The sequence below is a fragment of the Paenibacillus sp. FSL R10-2771 genome (assembly GCF_038000205.1).
GTDB classification, from domain to species: Bacteria; Bacillota; Bacilli; order Paenibacillales; family Paenibacillaceae; genus Paenibacillus_AQ; species Paenibacillus_AQ phytohabitans.
Window position 1 is genome coordinate 3191268 of the sequence record NZ_JBBOBM010000001.1, and the last position, 19804, is coordinate 3211071.

Annotated in this window: 18 protein-coding genes and 1 riboswitch; of the genes, 2 read left to right on the forward strand and 16 right to left on the reverse strand. The window is 48.1% G+C overall.

What is annotated here, in order from left to right:
- Positions 1-5 precede the first annotated feature (5 nt).
- Positions 6-1040, reverse strand: coding sequence for a LacI family DNA-binding transcriptional regulator (locus NSU14_RS13710; protein ID WP_256703784.1), 1035 nt, complete (start codon positions 1038-1040; stop codon positions 6-8).
- A 477-nt stretch (positions 1041-1517) separates the two neighbouring features.
- On the opposite strand from NSU14_RS13710, the gene NSU14_RS13715 reads away from it, so the two are divergent.
- Positions 1518-2672 (forward strand): glycosyltransferase family 61 protein, encoded by a 1155-nt coding sequence (locus tag NSU14_RS13715; RefSeq protein WP_340945482.1) that lies wholly within the window; start codon positions 1518-1520, stop codon positions 2670-2672.
- A 41-nt stretch (positions 2673-2713) separates the two neighbouring features.
- Here the strand turns inward: NSU14_RS13715 and NSU14_RS13720 are convergent, their stop codons facing one another.
- From NSU14_RS13720 to NSU14_RS13760, 9 genes are all read right to left on the reverse strand, one after another.
- Positions 2714-3523 (reverse strand): AAA family ATPase, encoded by an 810-nt coding sequence (locus NSU14_RS13720; protein ID WP_340945485.1) that lies wholly within the window; start codon positions 3521-3523, stop codon positions 2714-2716.
- Positions 3520-5025 carry a right-handed parallel beta-helix repeat-containing protein gene (locus tag NSU14_RS13725; protein WP_340945490.1) on the reverse strand — a complete coding sequence of 502 codons (1506 nt, stop codon included), beginning with the start codon at positions 5023-5025 and terminating at the stop codon, positions 3520-3522. The genes NSU14_RS13720 and NSU14_RS13725 overlap by 4 nt, the downstream gene beginning before the upstream one ends.
- 621 nt (positions 5026-5646) lie before the next feature.
- On the reverse strand, positions 5647-6000 hold the full coding sequence (locus NSU14_RS13730) for a YciI family protein (protein ID WP_336100314.1): 354 nt from the start codon (positions 5998-6000) through the stop codon (positions 5647-5649).
- 110 nt (positions 6001-6110) lie between these two features.
- Complete coding sequence (locus NSU14_RS13735) at positions 6111-7304, reverse strand: Ger(x)C family spore germination protein (protein ID WP_042137473.1); 1194 nt, start codon at positions 7302-7304, stop codon at positions 6111-6113.
- Positions 7301-8389 (reverse strand): GerAB/ArcD/ProY family transporter, encoded by a 1089-nt coding sequence (locus NSU14_RS13740; RefSeq protein WP_042137471.1) that lies wholly within the window; start codon positions 8387-8389, stop codon positions 7301-7303. The genes NSU14_RS13735 and NSU14_RS13740 overlap by 4 nt, the downstream gene beginning before the upstream one ends.
- Before the next feature lie 25 nt (positions 8390-8414).
- Positions 8415-10166, reverse strand: a complete 1752-nt coding sequence (locus NSU14_RS13745) for a spore germination protein (protein WP_340945497.1) — start codon at positions 10164-10166, stop codon at positions 8415-8417.
- A 154-nt stretch (positions 10167-10320) separates the two neighbouring features.
- Positions 10321-10983, reverse strand: a complete 663-nt coding sequence (locus NSU14_RS13750; RefSeq protein ID WP_340945499.1) for a hypothetical protein — start codon at positions 10981-10983, stop codon at positions 10321-10323.
- Between the two features lie 161 nt (positions 10984-11144).
- Positions 11145-11600 carry an amidase domain-containing protein gene (locus NSU14_RS13755; RefSeq protein ID WP_340945501.1) on the reverse strand — a complete coding sequence of 152 codons (456 nt, stop codon included), beginning with the start codon at positions 11598-11600 and terminating at the stop codon, positions 11145-11147.
- A 440-nt stretch (positions 11601-12040) separates the two neighbouring features.
- Complete coding sequence (locus NSU14_RS13760; protein ID WP_340948939.1) at positions 12041-12904, reverse strand: alpha/beta fold hydrolase; 864 nt, start codon at positions 12902-12904, stop codon at positions 12041-12043.
- Between the two features lie 187 nt (positions 12905-13091).
- Between NSU14_RS13760 and NSU14_RS13765 the strand changes: the two genes are divergently transcribed.
- Positions 13092-13664 (forward strand): TetR/AcrR family transcriptional regulator, encoded by a 573-nt coding sequence (locus tag NSU14_RS13765; protein ID WP_042137462.1) that lies wholly within the window; start codon positions 13092-13094, stop codon positions 13662-13664.
- A 47-nt stretch (positions 13665-13711) separates the two neighbouring features.
- On the opposite strand, the gene NSU14_RS13770 is transcribed toward NSU14_RS13765, so the two are convergent.
- The 6 genes from NSU14_RS13770 to NSU14_RS13795 all read right to left on the reverse strand — a co-directional run bounded on the left by NSU14_RS13770 (position 13712) and on the right by NSU14_RS13795 (position 19795).
- Complete coding sequence (locus NSU14_RS13770) at positions 13712-13900, reverse strand: hypothetical protein (RefSeq protein WP_052421883.1); 189 nt, start codon at positions 13898-13900, stop codon at positions 13712-13714.
- 114 nt (positions 13901-14014) lie between these two features.
- Entirely contained in the window at positions 14015-14866 is an 852-nt protein-coding gene (locus NSU14_RS13775) for an RCC1 domain-containing protein (RefSeq protein ID WP_340945504.1), read from the reverse strand.
- Positions 14867-14959: 93 nt separating this feature from the next.
- Positions 14960-16312: an MATE family efflux transporter gene (locus NSU14_RS13780; protein WP_336100323.1), complete on the reverse strand. Its 1353-nt coding sequence runs from the start codon at positions 16310-16312 to the stop codon at positions 14960-14962.
- 242 nt (positions 16313-16554) lie between these two features.
- Positions 16555-17241: a MarR family winged helix-turn-helix transcriptional regulator gene (locus tag NSU14_RS13785; RefSeq protein ID WP_052421882.1), complete on the reverse strand. Its 687-nt coding sequence runs from the start codon at positions 17239-17241 to the stop codon at positions 16555-16557.
- A gap of 113 nt (positions 17242-17354) precedes the next feature.
- Positions 17355-18164, reverse strand: coding sequence for an alpha/beta fold hydrolase (locus NSU14_RS13790; RefSeq protein WP_042137456.1), 810 nt, complete (start codon positions 18162-18164; stop codon positions 17355-17357).
- Positions 18165-18171: 7 nt separating this feature from the next.
- Positions 18172-18304: riboswitch (cyclic di-AMP (ydaO/yuaA leader) on the reverse strand.
- Between the two features lie 180 nt (positions 18305-18484).
- Entirely contained in the window at positions 18485-19795 is a 1311-nt protein-coding gene (locus tag NSU14_RS13795) for an extracellular solute-binding protein (protein ID WP_340945512.1), read from the reverse strand.
- Positions 19796-19804 lie beyond the last annotated feature (9 nt).

Sequence of the window (19804 nt, forward strand, 5' to 3'; positions counted from 1 at the left end):
CTACTCTACTTTAGCTTTTTAACGGAACCCCGCTTGATCAGCTCCACATCCAGTATCACTTTTTTTAGCTTTGGTGAAGACCCGTTTGTGGGCACCTTGATCTTCTGAATAAGCATTTCCGTCGCGTGCAGCCCCATCTCTCTCATCGGTCTGCCCACAACAGTCACTTGGGGCTGGACAAACTGGGCGAGTTCGTTCTCGTCAAAACCAATTAAAGATATATCTTCACCTATCCGCAGATTCAAGTCCCGGATGGCTTTAATAGCCCCTGTACAGATCACATTATTGGTAGCAAAAATTGCTGTGGGCGGCTGTTCAGCCTGCATAAGCTCTATCGTAAACCTGTATCCGTCTTCCTCAAGCCACCGGCCCTGCTTATGATAATTGGAATCCGGCGTAATACCATTCTCATGCAGAGCCTGATGATAACCCCAATATCTGTCTTTGCCGTCATTGAAGTCATGTGCTCCGTCGATAATTGCGATACGTTCATGGCCATAGTCCACAAAATGTCTGACCGCCTCGTAGGCCCCCCGGAAGTTATCAATCAGAACACCGTCATGCCCGCAATCGTTGATAAACCGGTCCACCAGGATTGTAGGCTTGCGGATGTTGCGGTAGAATGCGGCCTCTTTGTGCGTACCGATAAGAATAATTCCGTCAACATTGCGTCCCAGAAAACCTTCGAAGAACTCTTCCTCCTCCGCCTCATCGTTATATGTAGAGACAACGAGTGTGGAGAATCCCTCTTTCTTAGCCGCTTCCACGGTTCCGCCAATGACGGCGGTATAGAATGGATTCTGAATCTCCGGAACAACGACTGCAATCATATGGGTTTTCTTGTTGACCATAGACGCAGCCATCGTATTCGGAACGAAATTAAGCTCCTCGATCATCTTCAGGATTTTTTTGCGGGTTGCATCACTTACACGATCCCGGCCATTCATTACTCTTGAGACAGTTGCCACCGAGACGCCCGCAAGTCTGGCCACATCTTTGATGGTAAGCTCTTTATCCGCCATAATTTTCCTTTCTGTCATAACGTTTACGCAAGAATTAGACTTCTATATCAACGTTATAATCAGTGAGTTTGGATTTATTTGCAAAAACGTTTTCGCAATTTCTAGGTTTATTTTAGTATAGGAATTCATGAATTACAATAGGAAATACTTAAAATTTAAAAATAAAAACGCTTACAACTGTTATTTATGACATGATTGCGTTATGTATTCGGTTTTTAATTTCTTTATAATGGAAAAAATCTGTTTTATATGTTAGATAACATAACATTTGATATTTTTAGAGCGTTCAATTTTGATGAATGGCTTTGAACGGATTTTGTGAAATATAAAATTCAAGCGGGAGGCATTCAGGGCTGTGAATTTGTAAAAACGTTTACGCAAATATCCCTACACTTTTCTTTGGGAATGTCCGCCTTTTTTTTCTGTCTTCGTGCCCGTTAAGCTAGGCCCGCATAAAATAACTTCATGAGATTAAACGGAATGGCGGGATGATCAGTGGATGAAATCTGCGGAAACGATAAGCCGGGTGGCACAAGCCTGAGAGAGTCCGGGTTCTACCGTGATGTGTGGGAATGGGAGGCTTCCGTTCCCTCTGGAGCCGGGGAAAGAGTTGTACCTTTTGACTTTGGTGGAGCCGCTGAATATAAGGCCCCCAACACACTTGAACCGGAAGTTCACCCGTACCTGCAACCCTATACTCTTCACCCCGGAGTCGGATATGTGGCATGTATTCCGAGCGGGCGTGTATGGGGACGATCTGGGGCGGTCCTGACATCAGACAACAAACTGATCTATGACCTATCCCCCGAATACGATGGACAACTGCACAGAATGCTGACACTGGAAGAACACCCGGCGTTGCAGCGGCGGGAGGCCTTGGAGCATCAGGAGGTCCCTGGAACGGCTGCTGTATTAACTTTTTGCGGGAGCCATAACTATTTTCACTGGTTATATGATGTGCTGCCGCGGCTGGGGATGCTTAGGACTCTAAATCTCTCGTTTCATACCCTCATTATGAACCCGAATCCTTATGGGGCTTTCGTGGAAGAGACGTTAGCCATGTTTGACGTACCGGAATCGTCCGTAATTCACGCCGCCAATGACCGGGAAATTCAGGCCGAGCGGCTGGTGGTTCCTTCCCTGATGATGAATTCCCATTATCCGCCTTGGACCACTGCTACCCTCCGGAGGTTTATGCTGCCCGGACACGTCACACTCCACCATTCACCAAGCCGTATTTTCATTTCCCGGGGCCAAGCATCTGCCCGCCGGTTCACTAACGAGAACGAAGTCATCCGGCATTTGGAGGCGTACGGATTCGTTCCCGTTTGTCTGGAGGATTGGACCGTGGCCCAGCAGGTTCAGCTCTTTGCTTGTGCCAAAGCGATAGTTTCCCCGCATGGTGCGGGACTGGCCAATCTTGCTTTCTGCATGAAGGGAACCGTTGTTATCGAAATTTTTCATATCCGGCATGTAGTGCCTACTTACTGGATGATCAGCAACCACAACAAACTTGACTACTACATGATGTACGGACAAGATGACGGTACAGCACAGGACCGGTTTCCGGGACTTGCAGACTTCACGGTGAATTTGGACCGGCTGGAGCAAACACTTGTTATGGCCGGACTGAAGATGCAAGGCGCATGAGCAGCCGTTCAGGTGAAGCAGACCGTCATTACATTCCACTCTCATTCAAACAACTGCTTATGCTTATTGAAAAACTGATAAAAGAATTGGACATTGTCCAGCTCAAACCATTCTGCTGTCTGAAGAGGTTTTGCATCGAGGTTGTATATTTTTGCCTGCAGTGTGCCTAGAACATAGGGTGAATGAGTAGCAATGATGAATTGGCTGTCCAAATAACGCGCCAGCTCATTGATTTGCTCGGCCATTTTTATCTGATTGGCTGGAGACAGTGATGTTTCCGGCTCGTCCAGTAAGTACAATTGCCCGGGCAGCAGATATTCCTCGAAAAACTGCATGGATGTTTCGCCATTCGAGTATTTCTCTTGTGAGAACTGAATGTCGTCCAGCTTCTTCTTAAACGCATAGGTTGCTTCATATTCTGCTGCCTGTTCTTTGCTCATTCCTTTGTTCATCTGCTCATATAACAGTCCCTCACGCAGGACGGAGGCTTGTTGGATCTTCTTGACCTCATATAGAATATCCTCTGATTTCAGATACCGGCTTCCTTCTGGAAGCCGCCTGATTGTACGCTCTTGCTCATCCTGCCCGAGCTGATAGCTGCTCCTCTCCACAAACCGCTGAGCATAAATACTATGCCCATAGCTGGTCATTCTTTCGGCTCCCGGAATCCCCAGCTTGCCCGAAATTACATTAAGTAACGTGGATTTACCGCTGCCATTATTGCCATAGAGCACTGTGATCCGGTCAAACAACAGCACCTCCCCGGCGATATGTTTAAATACATGGTCAGGGTAGATGTTGGGATTACGCTCGATTTCATCAGACAGCTTAAAGCTCCGCAAATAAATCATGGCTGTGCTCCTTCCTCTGTAGCTCCGCCATCGGCTCCCGGAGACCCCGGCTCCAGCCGGAAGTCATCACGGGCGGCATCTTTGAACTGCGGCTCGGCAAATCGTGAGCCGGAATCATTGCCTGAGCCGCGCTGGTAAGCGGCGAAGCTGGTGTAGGGTTTCTTTTTCCAGACCCAGAACGCCTCATCCGCTCCAGCCTCAGCGTAATAAAGATTACCATCCACCGTGTTGTTCCGGTTGCTCGTGTATTCGTTGCTGATGAACACGCTGGAATCTCCAGCTACAATAATATTCTTACTAATCGTATTGCCGCTTAAGTTCGCTTGCAGATACAATTGTCCATTGCCGTCGCCCAAGAGGTCATTCTTGTACAGCGTATTAGATACAACCGTACTATCGCTGGTGCCACCGCGCTCCCCGTCATAACCGCCCATTGCAATGCCGGTCAGGCGATTGCGGTAGATCAGGTTGTCTTGTACCGTGATGCCGCTGGTTAGCCGTCCCTTATGCTCGGAAGCAAGCTCAATCCCAATGTCATTGTCGTATACGCGATTCTCCGCGACAAGGATTGACCTGCCCCCGTCAATGTATATCCCGCCCGCTGCATTGCTGCCGTTCGGCACAGAAGCGCCGTATGACGGATTAGTATTGGATGAAATCCCGTAGACTACATTGCCTCGTACCGTTCCGTTCCTAGCCTGATCTACCGCCATGTCTTCGGCCGTACCTTCAAAGCCGATCAGGTCAATCCCGATGTTGTCATTGTCATGAATAATATTGTTCGTAATCGCAAAAGCATCCACATTGCCATTCACAGCCAGCGCTTCACTGGAACCGAGGACCAAATCATACACTTCATTGCCGTCAATGGTCAGGCCAACCAGGGCTGCGTCTGTTTCAGTACCGTACACCGCTATCCCGTGGGCATCTCTGCCGGAAAGCTCGTCCCCCTCAGGAATGGCGGTATTGGCGATGGAATGAATGCGGTTATTCAGTAACGAGATGTCCTTCCCTGAGCCGTGAATATAGATGCCTGCAGGCACCTCGCCTCTGGTTGACGTCTTATAATTGCGAATTTCCAGTTCCCTTATGGTAACATAGCCCGCATGACCGATCTCGATAAGCCCTTCCAGCCCGTTAACCGGCAGACCTTCCCCGTCAAGGACTGCTGTCTCATTGGGATAACCGGCGAACACGATAGGTCCCGCCGCCGCTGAGCCTCCTCTTGAGATGCGCAGCTTCTGATGATACACGCCTCCGCGAATATAGACGTAACTACCCGGACCGGCATGATCGGCAGCATACTGGAGTGTCTTCCAGGGTGAATCTATCGTCCCCGGGTTAGTGTTATCTCCAGCTATAGATACGTAGTAGATATTAGCGGCATCCTCCGGATCTGTATTTACAGTTGGCGAAGCTGGTGAGATGGGCGGAATGGAAGAGATTGGTGAGGTTGTATCCGGCAGCGGTGGATACTGGCTGCCGGAACATCCCCAGATCATAAGCAAACAAAGTAAAATGGCGGATCGCCGGAAGTTTCTAAGCATATTCGCCGTCCTCTCAACTACACTTCTATATAATTGCGGAAATTCATTCCATTGATTATCATAATGGATAACCCTAATCAAGACAAACCAAGAGAAGCGTATTCTATATAAAAGGAAATAAAAGGGCTATATAGCAAAAAACAGACCCGGATAGGATCTGTGTGCGTACAATTCGAGAGACATCTGCATAGATCGCGTGTAGAGGTAGACATAAAAGTTGTACGTTTTACAACTTTGATTCGTAAACAGCAGGGTATTCGTAAGGATTGTTGTATGAAATACAAGAATAATCCGTCTACGCCGCTTGAAACAGATGAAATGCTGCATTTTTTACAACAATTTTGGATTTGAGCCGATATGGAAAGGGGAATGTTGTATTATGTGCAGGATTTTATGAAAAGCTACAGAACTTCGTCTTAAGCCCCAGAAAAAAGATGAACCGGGAAATTCCTGCGGCAACTGTAGCCGCCCGGAGCCCGGATGCCACATTATTCACGGTTGAAGGATTTGGTTGTATGTTAAAATCTTAAGTTCTTAAGTTCTAAAGTTCAGCCTATTTAGCTGGTCATTGTCCTGTTAATCAAATACCTGGCGTAATTCAACCTGGCCTTCACCATGCCCTTGCGGGTCCGGCATGCGCATAGCCCACGCGAGGGCTTCTTCCCTCGATTTCACATCAATCAGAATGAATCCGGCAATCAAGTCTTCCGATTCCGTGAAGGGGCCGTCTGTAATTACCGGGTCTCCCCCTGCTGCCGGATACGAAAGGCGAATCCCGTTTGAGCTTGGATGAAGTCCTTTTGCTGCAACCCGTACACCTGCCTTAACTAATTCCTCATTATACTGTGTCATGGCTTGCCTGAGTTCCGGACTTGGGAGATTCCCGGCCTCCGAATTCTTCGAGGCTTTGACAATCAGCATGAATAACATGAATAGCCCTCCTTAAATCCCATATATGATTTGCTCGCATTATTAACCCTGACCCTATTATAGGGATCAAAGCTTTACTTGTGTAGTAATTTCCCTCCAATGTATTTAGGTCAGTCCGTCGCTGTACCGGAAGCACCATACTCTTCGATTTGAAGCTTAACCTCAAGGTGTACCGGAAGACTGGTGAACGTCTGATCCCAATGCTCTTTCACTTTCCGCCATACCTCAGGATGCTGAATTCTCAGGGTTTTACCGAATCCGCCGACGTCGGCATGCAGCTCATGCTGCATTTTATCAATTACGGTCTTTACCAGCTCCTTTACCTCCTTCTCCAGCTCCATGGCATCCCGTCTCATAAAAGCCGCATCCAATCGGTCCCCGTCTGTTGAGAAGGTTTCGGCGTACCGGCCTTTCGATTCGATCTTTACATGGAACGAAATCTGCCCCTCTTCCACAACCGCCTTGATCTTGCTGCTCATCGCTTTCACCTCATAGGTGATCAGCCGGCCGGTGTCATCCTTGTGGGTTTTGAGTACACCGCCTTTACCCTTGCCTGTCAGCCAGACTACACCCTCCAGCTCCTTCTCGCTCAAAAAACCGCTGAGCTTGCCTGACTCACCGTCAATGATTCCGGCTCCGGCAAACTTCATTTCATTCTCCGCAGCAATAACATTCTGCAGCAGAAAGCTCTTCTTGCTGTGCAAAGGTCCAACAATCTTGGTAATGGTTACCGGGTCCCAGATGCGCAGGCTCCGGTCACGGTTGCCGAAGATGCCTTCGAGCACAAAGGCCGGTGTCTGGCCGGGCAGCACATTGTTCAGTACATCCTTGGCTTTCCCCTTGCTGACCAGGACCAGCACGCTCGGGCGGATATCATTATCCCGGCTGAAGAAATCAATCAGCTCCGACAGCTTCGTGGAACGGGCCAGCTTCTCGCCAATAACAATTACCTTTAAGTGGTGCCCGATCGGCTGGCGGTTTGTGCGCAGCGAGAGCTCACGGATGGCCTCAAAGATAGAATCGCCGGTCTCGGTCATATTGTAGAAATTTCTTGAAGCAGCCCCTTCTTTTTTGGAGCCTACAGCGCCTTGCGGCACAATAAATTGATAGGTCGCTGATATCCGTTCGCGTTTAGGATAGTCTCCTCCTTCACCTTCGAACTTCTTTTCAATGGCAGTCTCATCAGCCGCGTCCAGCGCTACCGCTACTTCCATATTCAAATTCTCAATCGGTGCACTGCTCCAGCAGGCCGTTAACAGCATTATTTGAGCAAACGACACAATCAGCAGAATGCAGCGCTTCATGAACCGGCTCTCCGGAAATAAGCAATGAGCAGCAGCGGCAGCGGGATCAGACCGAAGAGCACAATCGCCCCATTGCCAAGCCCTGTGCCAAAGGCAAATAAATTATTAATGTTGTGCGGCGCTTCCGTGATGAGATAAGCAACCGGCAGCAGCAGGAATAAACAATGATCCAGTTTGAGGTTGAAGATATGCGAGACTCCCAGTGCAGCGCCGTAAAAAGAGATACAGAATGTACAGAAAATCTGCATAATCCAGATTACCAGCAGCAGCGACTCAAACCGTTCGAACAGAAGATTCACTTCAAAGCTGCGGATCAGGTCAATGAATGGCCAAGTCCGGGTAACCACTCCTTCTACAGAAAATGCCCCGATCGTCAGTATAACCGCCAGCAAATAAAAAACCATTGAGATAAGGGTTCCGATTACGAGAACTCTGCCGGCCCGTTTGGGCTTGTCCATAAAAGCAACAAGAAACAGCAGTGCTTCGCCCGCTGTATAGGTTAGGGCCGTTGGCTTAATTCCTCTCCAGACCGGAGCGAGGCCTTCTCCAAGTACAGGCCGCAGATTGTCCAGATCGAACACCTTCAGGCTGAGCAGGCAGACGCCGAAGAATATGGCACCGGCCATAGGAGCAACGAGTCTGCTTAGCCGTGATAAGGCATTGATTCCCCCTCTGCACAGATAAAGTGCGACCCACAGGAACATGCCGGCTACTGCCCATGGAGGGGTACCTTCCAGGAGGAAAAACATAGTTACCTCCTGCATAGTACGCAGCTCGTAGCCGGACACCGCGAGGAAATACCCGATGATCACCAGCCCGAGCAATACGGCGACCGGTTTACCGGTAATTTGGGTACTGTATTGAAAAAAGGTCTGGCCCGGAAACCTCTGGCTGAGTCTGACGATAATTACACCTGCTGCCATTGAACAGAGCGACCCCAGTATTACTGAAATCCACACATCGGGCGTGCCTGCAGCCTGTACGGTTGTCCGGGGAAGGCTGAATATCCCGGCTACGAGAATGTAATTTACCATAATAATGGTCGCCTGACTCGTTGTAATTTTGTCATGGGCTTTAGTGATCATTGGCTCACCTCCCTTTCACTTAAGCTTATCTTTTACGCAGCTTATCCTTTGGCTCCAAAAGTGAAGGACGGCGCTTCATCAACTGCAGCGGTACCCGGACAATAAAGTCGCGAAGGTCACTCATCCGGTTAGGGGTGATCATGCTCAGATAAGGCACACCGAAGCTCTTCAGCTTAATCAGATGACTGCTCAGCAGGAGGAAGAACAGTACTACACCGTACAGCCCGAAGGTAGCGGCGAAGAACATCGCGAAGAAGCGGAGAAACCGCAGGGTGATCCCTGCACTGTACATCGGCACCGAGAAGGAAGAAATCGCCGTAACGGCAACGACAATGACCAGAATCGGGCTGACAATCCCCGCTTCTACCGCCGCTTGGCCGATGATCAGACCGCCGACGATACCCATGGCCGGGCCAATTGGCTTAGGCAGACGCAGGCCCGCCTCACGCAGGATTTCGATCGAAATCTCCATAATGAGCGCTTCGATTAAGGTCGGAAACGGAACCCCTTGGCGTGAGCTCATGATCGAAATTGCCAGCTTGGTTGGAACCAGACCTGGATGGAAGGAGAGGAAGGAAATATAGAGCGCCGGAGCAAACAGTGATACGGAGGCGGCGAAGAAGCGCAGCATCCGCAATAAGGAGCCGGAGAACCAGCGGTCATAATAATCCTCGGGAGATTGCAGCAGCATCCCGAACGTCACCGGCATGATCAAGGCAAACGGTGTGCCGTCCAGCAAAATGGCAGCCCTTCCCTCCAGCAGTGCAGCCATCACCCGGTCCGGCCGTTCCGTATTCTGAACCTGCTGGAAAGGGCTGAGATAATTGTCCTCAACCAGCTGTTCGATATAACCGGATTCCTGCACATCATCGATATTAATCGTATGAATTCTCCGGGTGACTTCTGCAATCAGTTCATCATTAGCTATCCCTTTAATGTAGGTTAGTATCAGCTCTTTCTCGACTCTTTCTCCGACCGTAAAAGAAATCATCGCAAGATCGGTGTTCTGTCCGTGCCTGCGCAGCATGGCCGTATTGTCGCTCAGCGCTTCCGTGAAGCCGATTCGCGGGCCGCGCAGCAGCGCTTCCGAGATCGGTTCCTCTACACTTCTTGTATTCCCTTTAGACGTCCCCAGGATGAAGACCTCGCTCATTCCTTCGATCAGCAGCACCGCAGAGCCGAATAACACCTTTTTGAGCGACATGTCCAGCTGATTGGTGAATTCAACTTCCGAGACCAGCACCACCTGATGAACAATGATTTCTTTCAGGCTCGCCGGATCAGGCGGAGTGTCCAGCCCTTCAAATGGACGTGCTGCATTCATCAGCGGCCTTAGGATATTGCGGTCCATTCCATCCTTGTCGGTGAGGCCGTCCAGAAAGAACAGCGCTGCCTTCAATTTCAGGGTCCCTACACGTAGCTCCCGTACATTAACATCCGACATATCCGCACTGATCTCCCTAAAGGTCTGTAGATCCTGCTGAAATTGTCCGGTATAGGTTAACGTTTGCTGCTGATTATTCTGCGAAGTAGTTGAAGGAACGATCTTATTATTTTTCACAGCTTCACTGGTTTGCTCTGCTTCACCGGTATCCTCGGAGCTTGGCACGCCTCCGCCCTTCTGCCCTTCAGCCCGTCTTCCCCGGGTACTTGCCTTGCCTTCCTTAGCGCGAAGCCACAGCATGCATCTTGTCAAAATGACCGGAACAATAAAAATAATAAGTGCCTGCATGCACACACTCCAGCCGGGAATGTAACCCGTAATGCTCTTCCACAACACAAACACCCCCTCTGATCGTAACCCTTATTTTGGCCGAAGCTGGATAATTCATGCACACCTGCTAATTAAGACGAATTCAACCGTTTTTCTGAATCTATTTCACATCAAAAAAGCGAGTCACGGAGGACTCGCTTGTCAGGAATGGTGCTTATTATTTGCTGGTAAACACGCTGTAGACCGTTTCCTTATCATTCTGCACATAAACCACGTTGATTGTACTCACTTTCCAGTCCTGAAACGTTAAATAAACATATTCTGAGCCGGAAATTGTGATTATGAGGCCTGAGGATTTTTGATACAGTTCATCACTGGGATCGAGATAGCTGTATTCAAATCTTTTTTTAAGATACTCTGCGTATTCCTTCCCGGTTAATTCACTCATAAACTTATCTTCCAAGGAATAACGGTAGGCAGCAACATATCCGGGTCCTTTACTAAAGTTAAAAATAAGCTGCTTCCCGTCTTGCGTAGCAAAAGCACTCCGTAGTACGTTCGAGTATCTTTCTGATGCGAATGAGGCGGTATCGAAGGATCTGAGAAGAGACTTACCCTTCATATCATAAACATACACTCCGCCCGTGGTTTCAAATATTACCTTATCTCTATCTGCATAAATAAGGTGCGGAGGCTCAGAGCCAATAAAGAAATCATCAATTTTCTGTAAGTCAATCTCTGGAATAATAACTTCATTTTGATTTGCGGCAGCCTGGGTTGAAGCGGCTTTATCCCGATCATAATAATGCAAGAAAAGCATGATAACCACAACGCAAGCAACAACAGTAATACAGGAGAGTAATCCTGTTTTTCTATTCATTTGGCCTCCAGGCTAAACATGCTTATATAACAATTAGTGAACTTATTGTACAGCAGTTAGATGGATTAGTCTGTAAGCCAGTACGTCTGCTCCATCAATTGGGTATACGTTAGTAAGAATTTCATTTGTGTTATACGAATAATCACCTGTTCTGGATGTGATTAATGGATATTGAGTGTTATAGCTAGGAGCATAGGAACCAGTAACGATGGTAGAATGACCAAACCCTGGGTATCCGTAAACTGAATACTTAATCTGAATAATATCCCCATTCTCCCAGTTAACATATTGAGGCGGTCAGGCGTAGGCCAACGGTTTGGATTCGGAACGTGAAATTCATTCACACCTGCCCATGACGGGGTACGTGCGGATAATGAATCATAATACCAGCTAGTGCGGTTTTCTTTGGCTCCTCCTGCTAACAAACTATGGGAAATAAAATTTGTACAATCATTTGCAATGGCGCTGAAATCATAATAAGGTGCGTAGCTTGAATTTCCTGAGCTTGGCTCCGTTTTGCTGCTGTTAACAATTGCATATGTAACAATATTGCTTCTGGCAGTACTGCTTACACTTGCAAGACTGGCGGAATTAGGGGTTGCAGCATTAGGATTCATTGCATCCGTCTTGTAGAGCGAAACTTCAGAATCCAGCTTATCAAAAAAATTATTTTCATTGCTTAATTTAGTTTCTAAGATTTCATTTGGTTTTTTACTGTAATCAAGCTGGTATTATAAGTTATGACTACGTTATTATCTAATACCTGATAGTCATAGACACTTACCTCCAACGAAAAGCTGGATACATCAATATCGAAACGAACATTTCTGTTTTTGATAATATCATGCTTCAAATCGACATATTGGAGCACATTTTCGTCCTTAATATATTTGGACACATTCATGTCTTGCTTCATATCAATGAAATAATAATATTCCTTCAGAAATTCCTTACCAATCTCCTCGTATTTATCCATAGTTTTGGAGGAAGACAGCTCCAAAGCGTAGGCACTCGGATTAATTTCCACGCTAAAAACAAGAAATAGTATGGCGATATGCTATTTTAACTCTTTTTTAAGAAAACTGCGGATGAGGCTCACACTGAGTTCCAGATCTTCTTCGAGCGGGAAATGCCCCGTATCTAACAAATGAACCTCCACATCTTTTAAATCCTTTTGAAAGGCTAAGGCTCCCTCCGGTCCAAAGAAAAAGTCGTTTTTACCCCACGCAGCGAGTAAAGGCGGATGAGAGTTCCGGAAGTATTCCTGCCAGACCGGATATTGTTTCAAATTATTCTGATAATCGTAAGAGAGAGCCAGTTGAATGTCTTGATTCCCCGGACGATCCAGGGCAATTTGGTCCATATTCCAGTTATCAGGGCTTATGGTCTCAGGATTACGGGTTCCATTCACATACTGAAACTTCGTCAGTTCCGGTGTCAGCAGATTGAGCATACCTTCAAGACTGGCCGGATTCCCTGGATCATTCCAAAAGGCACGCATCGGTGCCCAGGACTCTCCGATTCCTTCTTCATAAGCATTTCCGTTCTGTGAAATAATGGCTTGAACGCGTTCCGGATGCATACGGGCCAAACGGAAGCCTACCGGAGCACCGTAATCATGAACATACAGGATATATTGGTTCAGGTTCAATTGTTCAACGAATGCATTGATCAGCACGGCAAGATTGTCGAAGGTATACGTGAATTCTGAAGTTGACGGCTGATCGCTGTTCCCGAAACCGGGATAGTCCGGAGCTACGATATGGTAATCGCCTTCGAGTTCACGAATAAGGTTTCTGTACATATGCGATGAAGAAGGAAATCCATGCAGCAGAAGAAGTGTTGGCTTCTCCCTGCTCCCTGCCTCGCGGTAAAAAATATTCAAACCTTCAACTTGTGCATAGCTGTATTGTATAGTCATTGAACCAACCTCCCCATTGTTACCGGTAACCAGCTTACCTGTTCCGATACTCAATAGTATACATACAGGTCTGTATAGATTCAAGTTATTTTTTTTAGATTTATCATTTGCGTAGTAACCGTGAGCCATTTATAATAGATAGACTGATCTGTATACTTTTGAAATACTGTGAACCGGAGGGAATCCTGTGGCTAATAAAAGTAAAAAAGAACATATCCTAACTGTCGCCTCCGACTTATTTAATAAACAGGGAATCCGGGCTACCGGTGTAGACCAGGTTGTCTCTGAATCGAACATAGCCAAAATGACGCTCTACAATCATTTCCGTTCCAAGGATGAGCTTGTCCTTGCTTATCTCATGAAGTACGATGACGAGTGGAGAAAACGGTTCGAAGACTCAGTCAACAAGAGCGCAAAAACGCCCAGAGACAAATTACTGGCTGTATTCGATATGCTCGGAGAATGGTTCGGGGAGCCGGAATTTAATGGCTGCGTGTACATTAAGACGGCAGCGGAATTCATGGATCACTCCCATCCTTACTATGAAGCAGCCCGTAATTACAAAGCTTTTATGAAAAAATACATCGATTCTGTTCTTAATGAATGTCCGTCTGTGAATCGCGAAGCCTTATCCAGCGGTCTGTCTCTGTTAGTGGAAGGCGCGATTACTGCAGCCATGCTGCAGACCGATCCCAAGCCTGCGGAGCATGCCCGGGAAACCGCCAGGGTGATCATTGATTATTATCTGCAAAGCAAATAATGAGTAAGCCGGTCCCGAAAGGGACCGGCTTCATTTAACTTTTTAAGTTAATCCCGTTTGTTCTCTACAGATTTCATACGGTTCTGATCGTCAGGCACACGGTCAACACTAAATTCCTGGCCGGCTTCTGCCTCGCCATGGGCGCTGACACTCCGGGCAAAATTGGTGAACTGCTTTTTGTGCTCATCTTGCTCGTGCTTTAGACGAAGAAGCTCCTTCGGATCCTGATTTGTCATTGTCTTAACCTCCCGGGAAATTCAAAATGCCGCGATTTACGATCATCTTTTATCAACTTTTCCATTGATTACAATGCCCTTATTCGTATGATTTATTCGTATTTCATCCTGCTCTCAATAGTCCTCCAGCTGTCCGAAAGGCCAACTGCTCACCTCGCATTGACCATATGTATCATCACCCGCAGCTATCACCGTGCCATCTGACTTAAGGCCAACGCTATGAGCGCAGCCTGCCGCAACCGCCACGATATCGCGCCAGTCACTTATATTGCATTCGCCGTGTTTATTCCAGCCTTGAGCTTCCACTGTACCGTCTGCCTTAAGACAGATGGTGTGATGACTGCCAGCCGCTATCGCAACGATATCATGCCAGCCGCTTACCTCGCATTGACCTTCATGATTCCGGCCTGCAGCCACCACCGTGCCATCTGCTCTAAGGCCGGCGGTATGAAGATAACCTGCCCCTATCGCCACGATATCGCACCAGCTGCTAACATTGGATTGGCCATACCGGTTATTCCCCGTAATTGTCACCGTGCCGTCCCGTTTCAGTCCGGCGGTATGCCAGTCGCCAGCTGCAACCGCTATAATATCACGCCAGCTGTGTACATCGCATTGACCTTCATTATTCCGGCCAACGGCCACTACCGTGCCATCCGATTGAATGCCAACCGAACGGCGCCAACCCGCAGCAACCGCCACGATACCCTGCCAGCCGCTTACCTCGCATTGATTATGCATATTCCAGCCCACAGCGGCCACCGTACCGTCCGGTCTGAGTCCGAGGGTATGTGAATTCCCTGTATGGGCATTAGCTGCAGCAATTGCCACCATATCCTGCCAGCCGCTTACGTCACATTGACCATATTTATTGTCGCCCGCTGCCATTACTGCCCCATCCGGCCTAAGCAGGACAGTATGACGGTAACCAGCTGCTATGGAAGGCACACGTTCCAACACATTCATGAATCTCGCTCCTTCATTGAAGACTTCGGTATTATTGCGGCTCCCTCTAGAGTATCTATCCTTGGCTGTCTTATCAAGAGCCGAATCCAGATCCTACTGTGCTAAACTCACCAAGTCCGGCTGTAATTTGTTCCGCAGAACATACAGCATGATGGCCCCGACCAGGAACGCCACGACATCGGAAATGACCAGCGACCAGACCACCCCATGGAATCCGTTCATGCGGTTGGCAATGTAGAGCACAGGAATCAGAGTAATTCCTTGAATAACTGACATAATGAAGGCGGCGGTCCCTTGTGCTGTTGCCTGGAAGATCCCCGTGAATAGCGTCGTCATACCTGTAATGAACAAGGACAAGAACGTGACATGCAGAATGTAGCTGCCCATTTCAATTAATTGCGGATCATTGGTGAATAGACCAATTAAGTGGTCAGAGACCAGGTAGACGATAACGCCGAACAAGATGGCTAACGCCAGAATTGTTTTAATGGTGAATTGAATGGTATGCTTCATGCGCAATCGGTTCGCTGCAAAAGAGAACGCAATAAGCGGCACGACGCCCTCACTTAAGCCCATCAGGATTAACTCGGGAAATTGCAGCAATCGTGAGGAAATTCCGAAGCCCGCAATAGCCTGCTCCCCATACTCAACCAGAAAACGGTTAAAGATAAGCGACATGGCACCCATGAAGAGACTCATTACAAAGACGGGAACTCCGATTTTGAATACATTTCTTAGAATGACCTTAGTGGCCTTGAATTGTTTCAGTGAGACTGTTAAGAATCGACTCTTAAATCCTATATGATAGGCGTAATAAGCACTCGCAACCATGTTAGAAATGACCGTGGCAGACGCAACACCGATTACATCCCAGTGGAAGACGAAGATGACCAGCGCATCGAGAATTATATTCACGGCCACACTAAGCAGCATACCAATCATAGATGTTATCGCGGCTCCCTCCGAGCGGACAATACTCTCCAATGTGAAGAATAATACAACGAAGGGTGAGCCAATAAGCATAATGGTGACGTAGTCCTTGGTAAATCCGAAGGAGTCAGGCGTTGCCCCGAGGCCATGTACGATAGAATTAATGAGCGGCAGGCCGACGGCCATCGCGATAAGACCGAGAACCAGGCTGCTGTAAAAGGCGAATGCAGACACATGCTTAACATCAGCCGTATTTTTCTCTCCCAGCAAACGGGAAATGAAGGCACTGCTGCCGACACCAATCAGGTTACCCAGCGCCATAATGACCGCGAATAACGGTAAGGTTAAGGCAAGTGCGGTTAACATGGCAGTGTTATTTAACGTTCCAATGAAAAATGCATTCAGGATGGAATAGATGACACTCATTGACGTTCCAAGCATCATTGGTATTGCGAAGTGCGCTACGGCTTTTGCAACCGGTGCTTTTTCAAAGTAATGGAGGTTTTCTGTATCCATGCGGTTCACCACTTTCTTCCTGTATGTTAGTCTCTATATTAGTTAGAATTCTAACTATAAATTGATTGCGAACTTTGCGCCGCACCAAACAAACCCGTAACAAATGACAATACGGGTCTCGTAAGCGGGTGTTGACTAATCGTCAGTTTCAGACTGTATTTGGTAAAATCTTTATTGCGCTGCCTTTGCCTTCAGTTCTTCGGGAAAGACAGCGCCGCTGCTGCTAATAGGAAATGCTTTACTTACTTGTCATCCGAATCACTGGAGTTGTCCTTCGAGCCGTCTCTACCATCTCTGGAAGGCCAGCCGAAGCCGTTCATGCCGCCGCCTTGACCTTCCCGGCCAAATCCGGGGAATCTTCCGCTAAAGCGTCCGTCATCCATATTTCCCCACATTCTGCTCATTTGTCCGCGCATGGCCATCAGCTTGTCGAATTCCTCTGATCCTATGCGCTCCTTAGCGGCCTCCATCCACATAGCCATTACATCACGGTCTGCATCTGTTCCTAGTTCTTCTTCTAAGGCTGTAATGACGCGGACCAGGTATTCACCGAAGGCTGCCTGTTCTTCTGGAGACAGGACTGAAAATATGCTGCCGCCCTCAACCTCCTGGCCCTCTTCCTCCCGCCCTTTCGGCGTCAGATAAATCAGCATGATGCGTTTATCTGTCTCGGAAGGCTGACGGGTAATATATTCGGCCTTCTCCAGTTTGGCCAGCAATTCATTGAGCGAGGATACACGAATGTCCAGCATATAGGATAAATCCTTCGTGCTGATTCCGTCCTTCATCCGGAGAAACGCCATGATCCTGCCTTGTCCCCGTGACGTATCTGCCATAGGGCCAACAGCGGCGTGGTTCTTCAGATGCTGTCTCTGCAACAGCCATTGCAGCTTGGCGAGCTTGTCGTACAATTCAGCATTCATATTCATTATGAATCCTCCCAGGGATATATTTACGGTACCTGTCAATCAATGTAACGGTACCTGTTGAATTTATTATAACGGTACCTGTTATACTTGTCAAAGATTTTCTACAGGTGCCGTTAATAAATTTTCCGCTGGAAGCATTGCTGGTCTTTCAGGTAATCAAGCAGTAGCCGGTTGAAGTGCTGCGGCTGACATAAATGGCTGGGATACATGGCATCTTCCAGTATTGCCAGCGTGGCGAGCGGATATTTGGCCGCTGTTTGTCTCACCTGCTCCAGAACCCGCTCATTCTGATTGCCTGATACACAAAGAACGGGGACCTGCAGCCTTAGTGCAAACCCGTAGCTGTCCGTATGTCTTAGTGCCAGACGCTGTTTAATCAATTCTGTTGTCCGTTCATGGACAAGCTCTCTTCTCAGAATATGATACGCAGACAGCCATTTGTTATATGTAATGCGCAAAGAACGGATGAACATTTCAGCCGGAAGATAATGGGCGGCCCATGCGCAGATTTGAAAGAGCTCCAGCACTTTGCTGCCTTTGGACGTACAATCTCCTAGGATGTAATTGTCCACCAACACCAGATTAATTACCCGTTCAGGATTCAGATAGGCGAATTTCTGGGCAAGCACAGCACCGCTGGAACAAGCTACGATGACGGCCCGTTCTACGGACAGTCCATCCAATAATCCCTTCAGATCTTCACACTGCGTGTCTACAATCCGGCTGATCTCCACATCCATTTTACCGGATTGCCCATTCCCTCTTAGGTCAAACAAGATCACTTTCGCCCGCTTGCTGAAATACTCCGCCTGAGGCTCGAACAGATGATGTGAAGTCGAATAATCATGAATAAAAACAATGGGCAGACCACTGCCCGACACCTCGTAATAGAGGGTAGTTCCATTGACGTCAATATACGGCATTACCTGTGCATCCTCTCATGTCGCTTACGGAGTTAGCTGCCGGATTCGGGCTTGAAGAGTAGCCCTACTCGATTCCTCGAGATTCACCCCAGAAAACTTGGTTTCCCCGCTTCCATTACGGAACTCAGCGATTACATATATTTTTGCGGATATAGATTAACAGAAACTTCAGTATAGCCCATATTCGTCTATGAATGAATAGCTTAGGTGAATTTGCCCAACACGCGCAGAAACCAGCCGCAGTGAACCCAAAAAGCAGAGCAGCGATTCTCCCGTTACCGGAGACTCACTGCTCTGCTTGCTTTAAACATCATCTATAATCAGCGGTTCAGGATGTCATCCACCTCTTTGGCGAGCGTGTCCAGGCTGTCCTGAATTGGCAGGTTCTCCAGCCAGATATCGTTGATGCGTGTGCCCATCAGATCTTCAATCTCATGGTACGTACCGGTCATCGGACGCATTTTGCTGAATTCCAGCTCATCGGAAGCGACCTTGTAGCCTGGGAAGGCGGCAATGGTCTCTTTCATCAGGTCTGTGTCCAGGGAGGTTAGACGGGTCGGAAGATATCCCGTATTGGCAGAAGCATACGCCGCCTGTTCGGTATCCGACAGCCATTTCATGAATTCAAAAGCGGCTGCTTTCTCATTATCCGTTCCCGTATTCGCCAGATACGTATTCGATCCGCCGACCGGAACGCCCCGTTTGCCGTCTTCTCCGGCAGGAATCATGGATACGCCGAGATCAATTCCACTCTCCGCGGCCATGCCGGCAAACGTTTTGTAGCCGCCGACACTGGAGAAGATCAGCGCTGTGCCCGGATTGGCAATGGAGGCATAGTAGGCATCCTTGTCCGTGACCCCGAGTACTTTGATTAGTCCCTTGGATTCCAGATCCTCAATGAAGGAGATCAGCTTCACTGCGCCTTCACTGTTGATATTGGATTTCGTCTCATCCTCATTGACCACATTAGTATCCGAGTACGAATGCAACAGCGCCTCCATCACCCAGAAGTCATAGTTGAACAGGTACATCGGCGGCTGGCCGGTAGCATCATATGCGGTCTGCAGATAGGCCTCCAGTTCGGCAAAGGTCGCCGGTCCGTTCGTATCCAGCCCTTCTTTAGCGGCGAGCGTCTTGTTTACATACATCACGGGAACACTCCGCATATGGGGAAAGGCATACAGATCCTCGCCCAGATACAGGTTGCCGAGGTCGCCGATTTTGAAATCCGAGGTGTCGAACTTGTCCGTTTCCATGAACGGTTCGAGATTGGCAATAATGTCACTGTCGGCAAAGCCCTTAGTCATCGCCACTTCATCAATAAAAACATTCGGCAGCGTACCCGCTATGGCTGCAGCGTTAATCTTCTGCTGCATTTCCCAGTAATCGCCTTGATATTCAGCATTCACATGGATATTCAGCTCGGCTCCTTTGGTCTCGTTGAACTGGTCCACCAGATTCTGATTTACATCCTCCACGGCGGAGGTCCAGAAGTTCAGCTCGGTAACGGAATCCCCTTTCTCATAGGCCGCTATACTGGATTCGGCTTCGGTGGTGGCACAGCCTGCAAGAACGGTGGTCAGTGCAACAGTGGCGAGCAGCGGAGTTACTCTTTTTCCCCATACCTTCATTATTCGTTT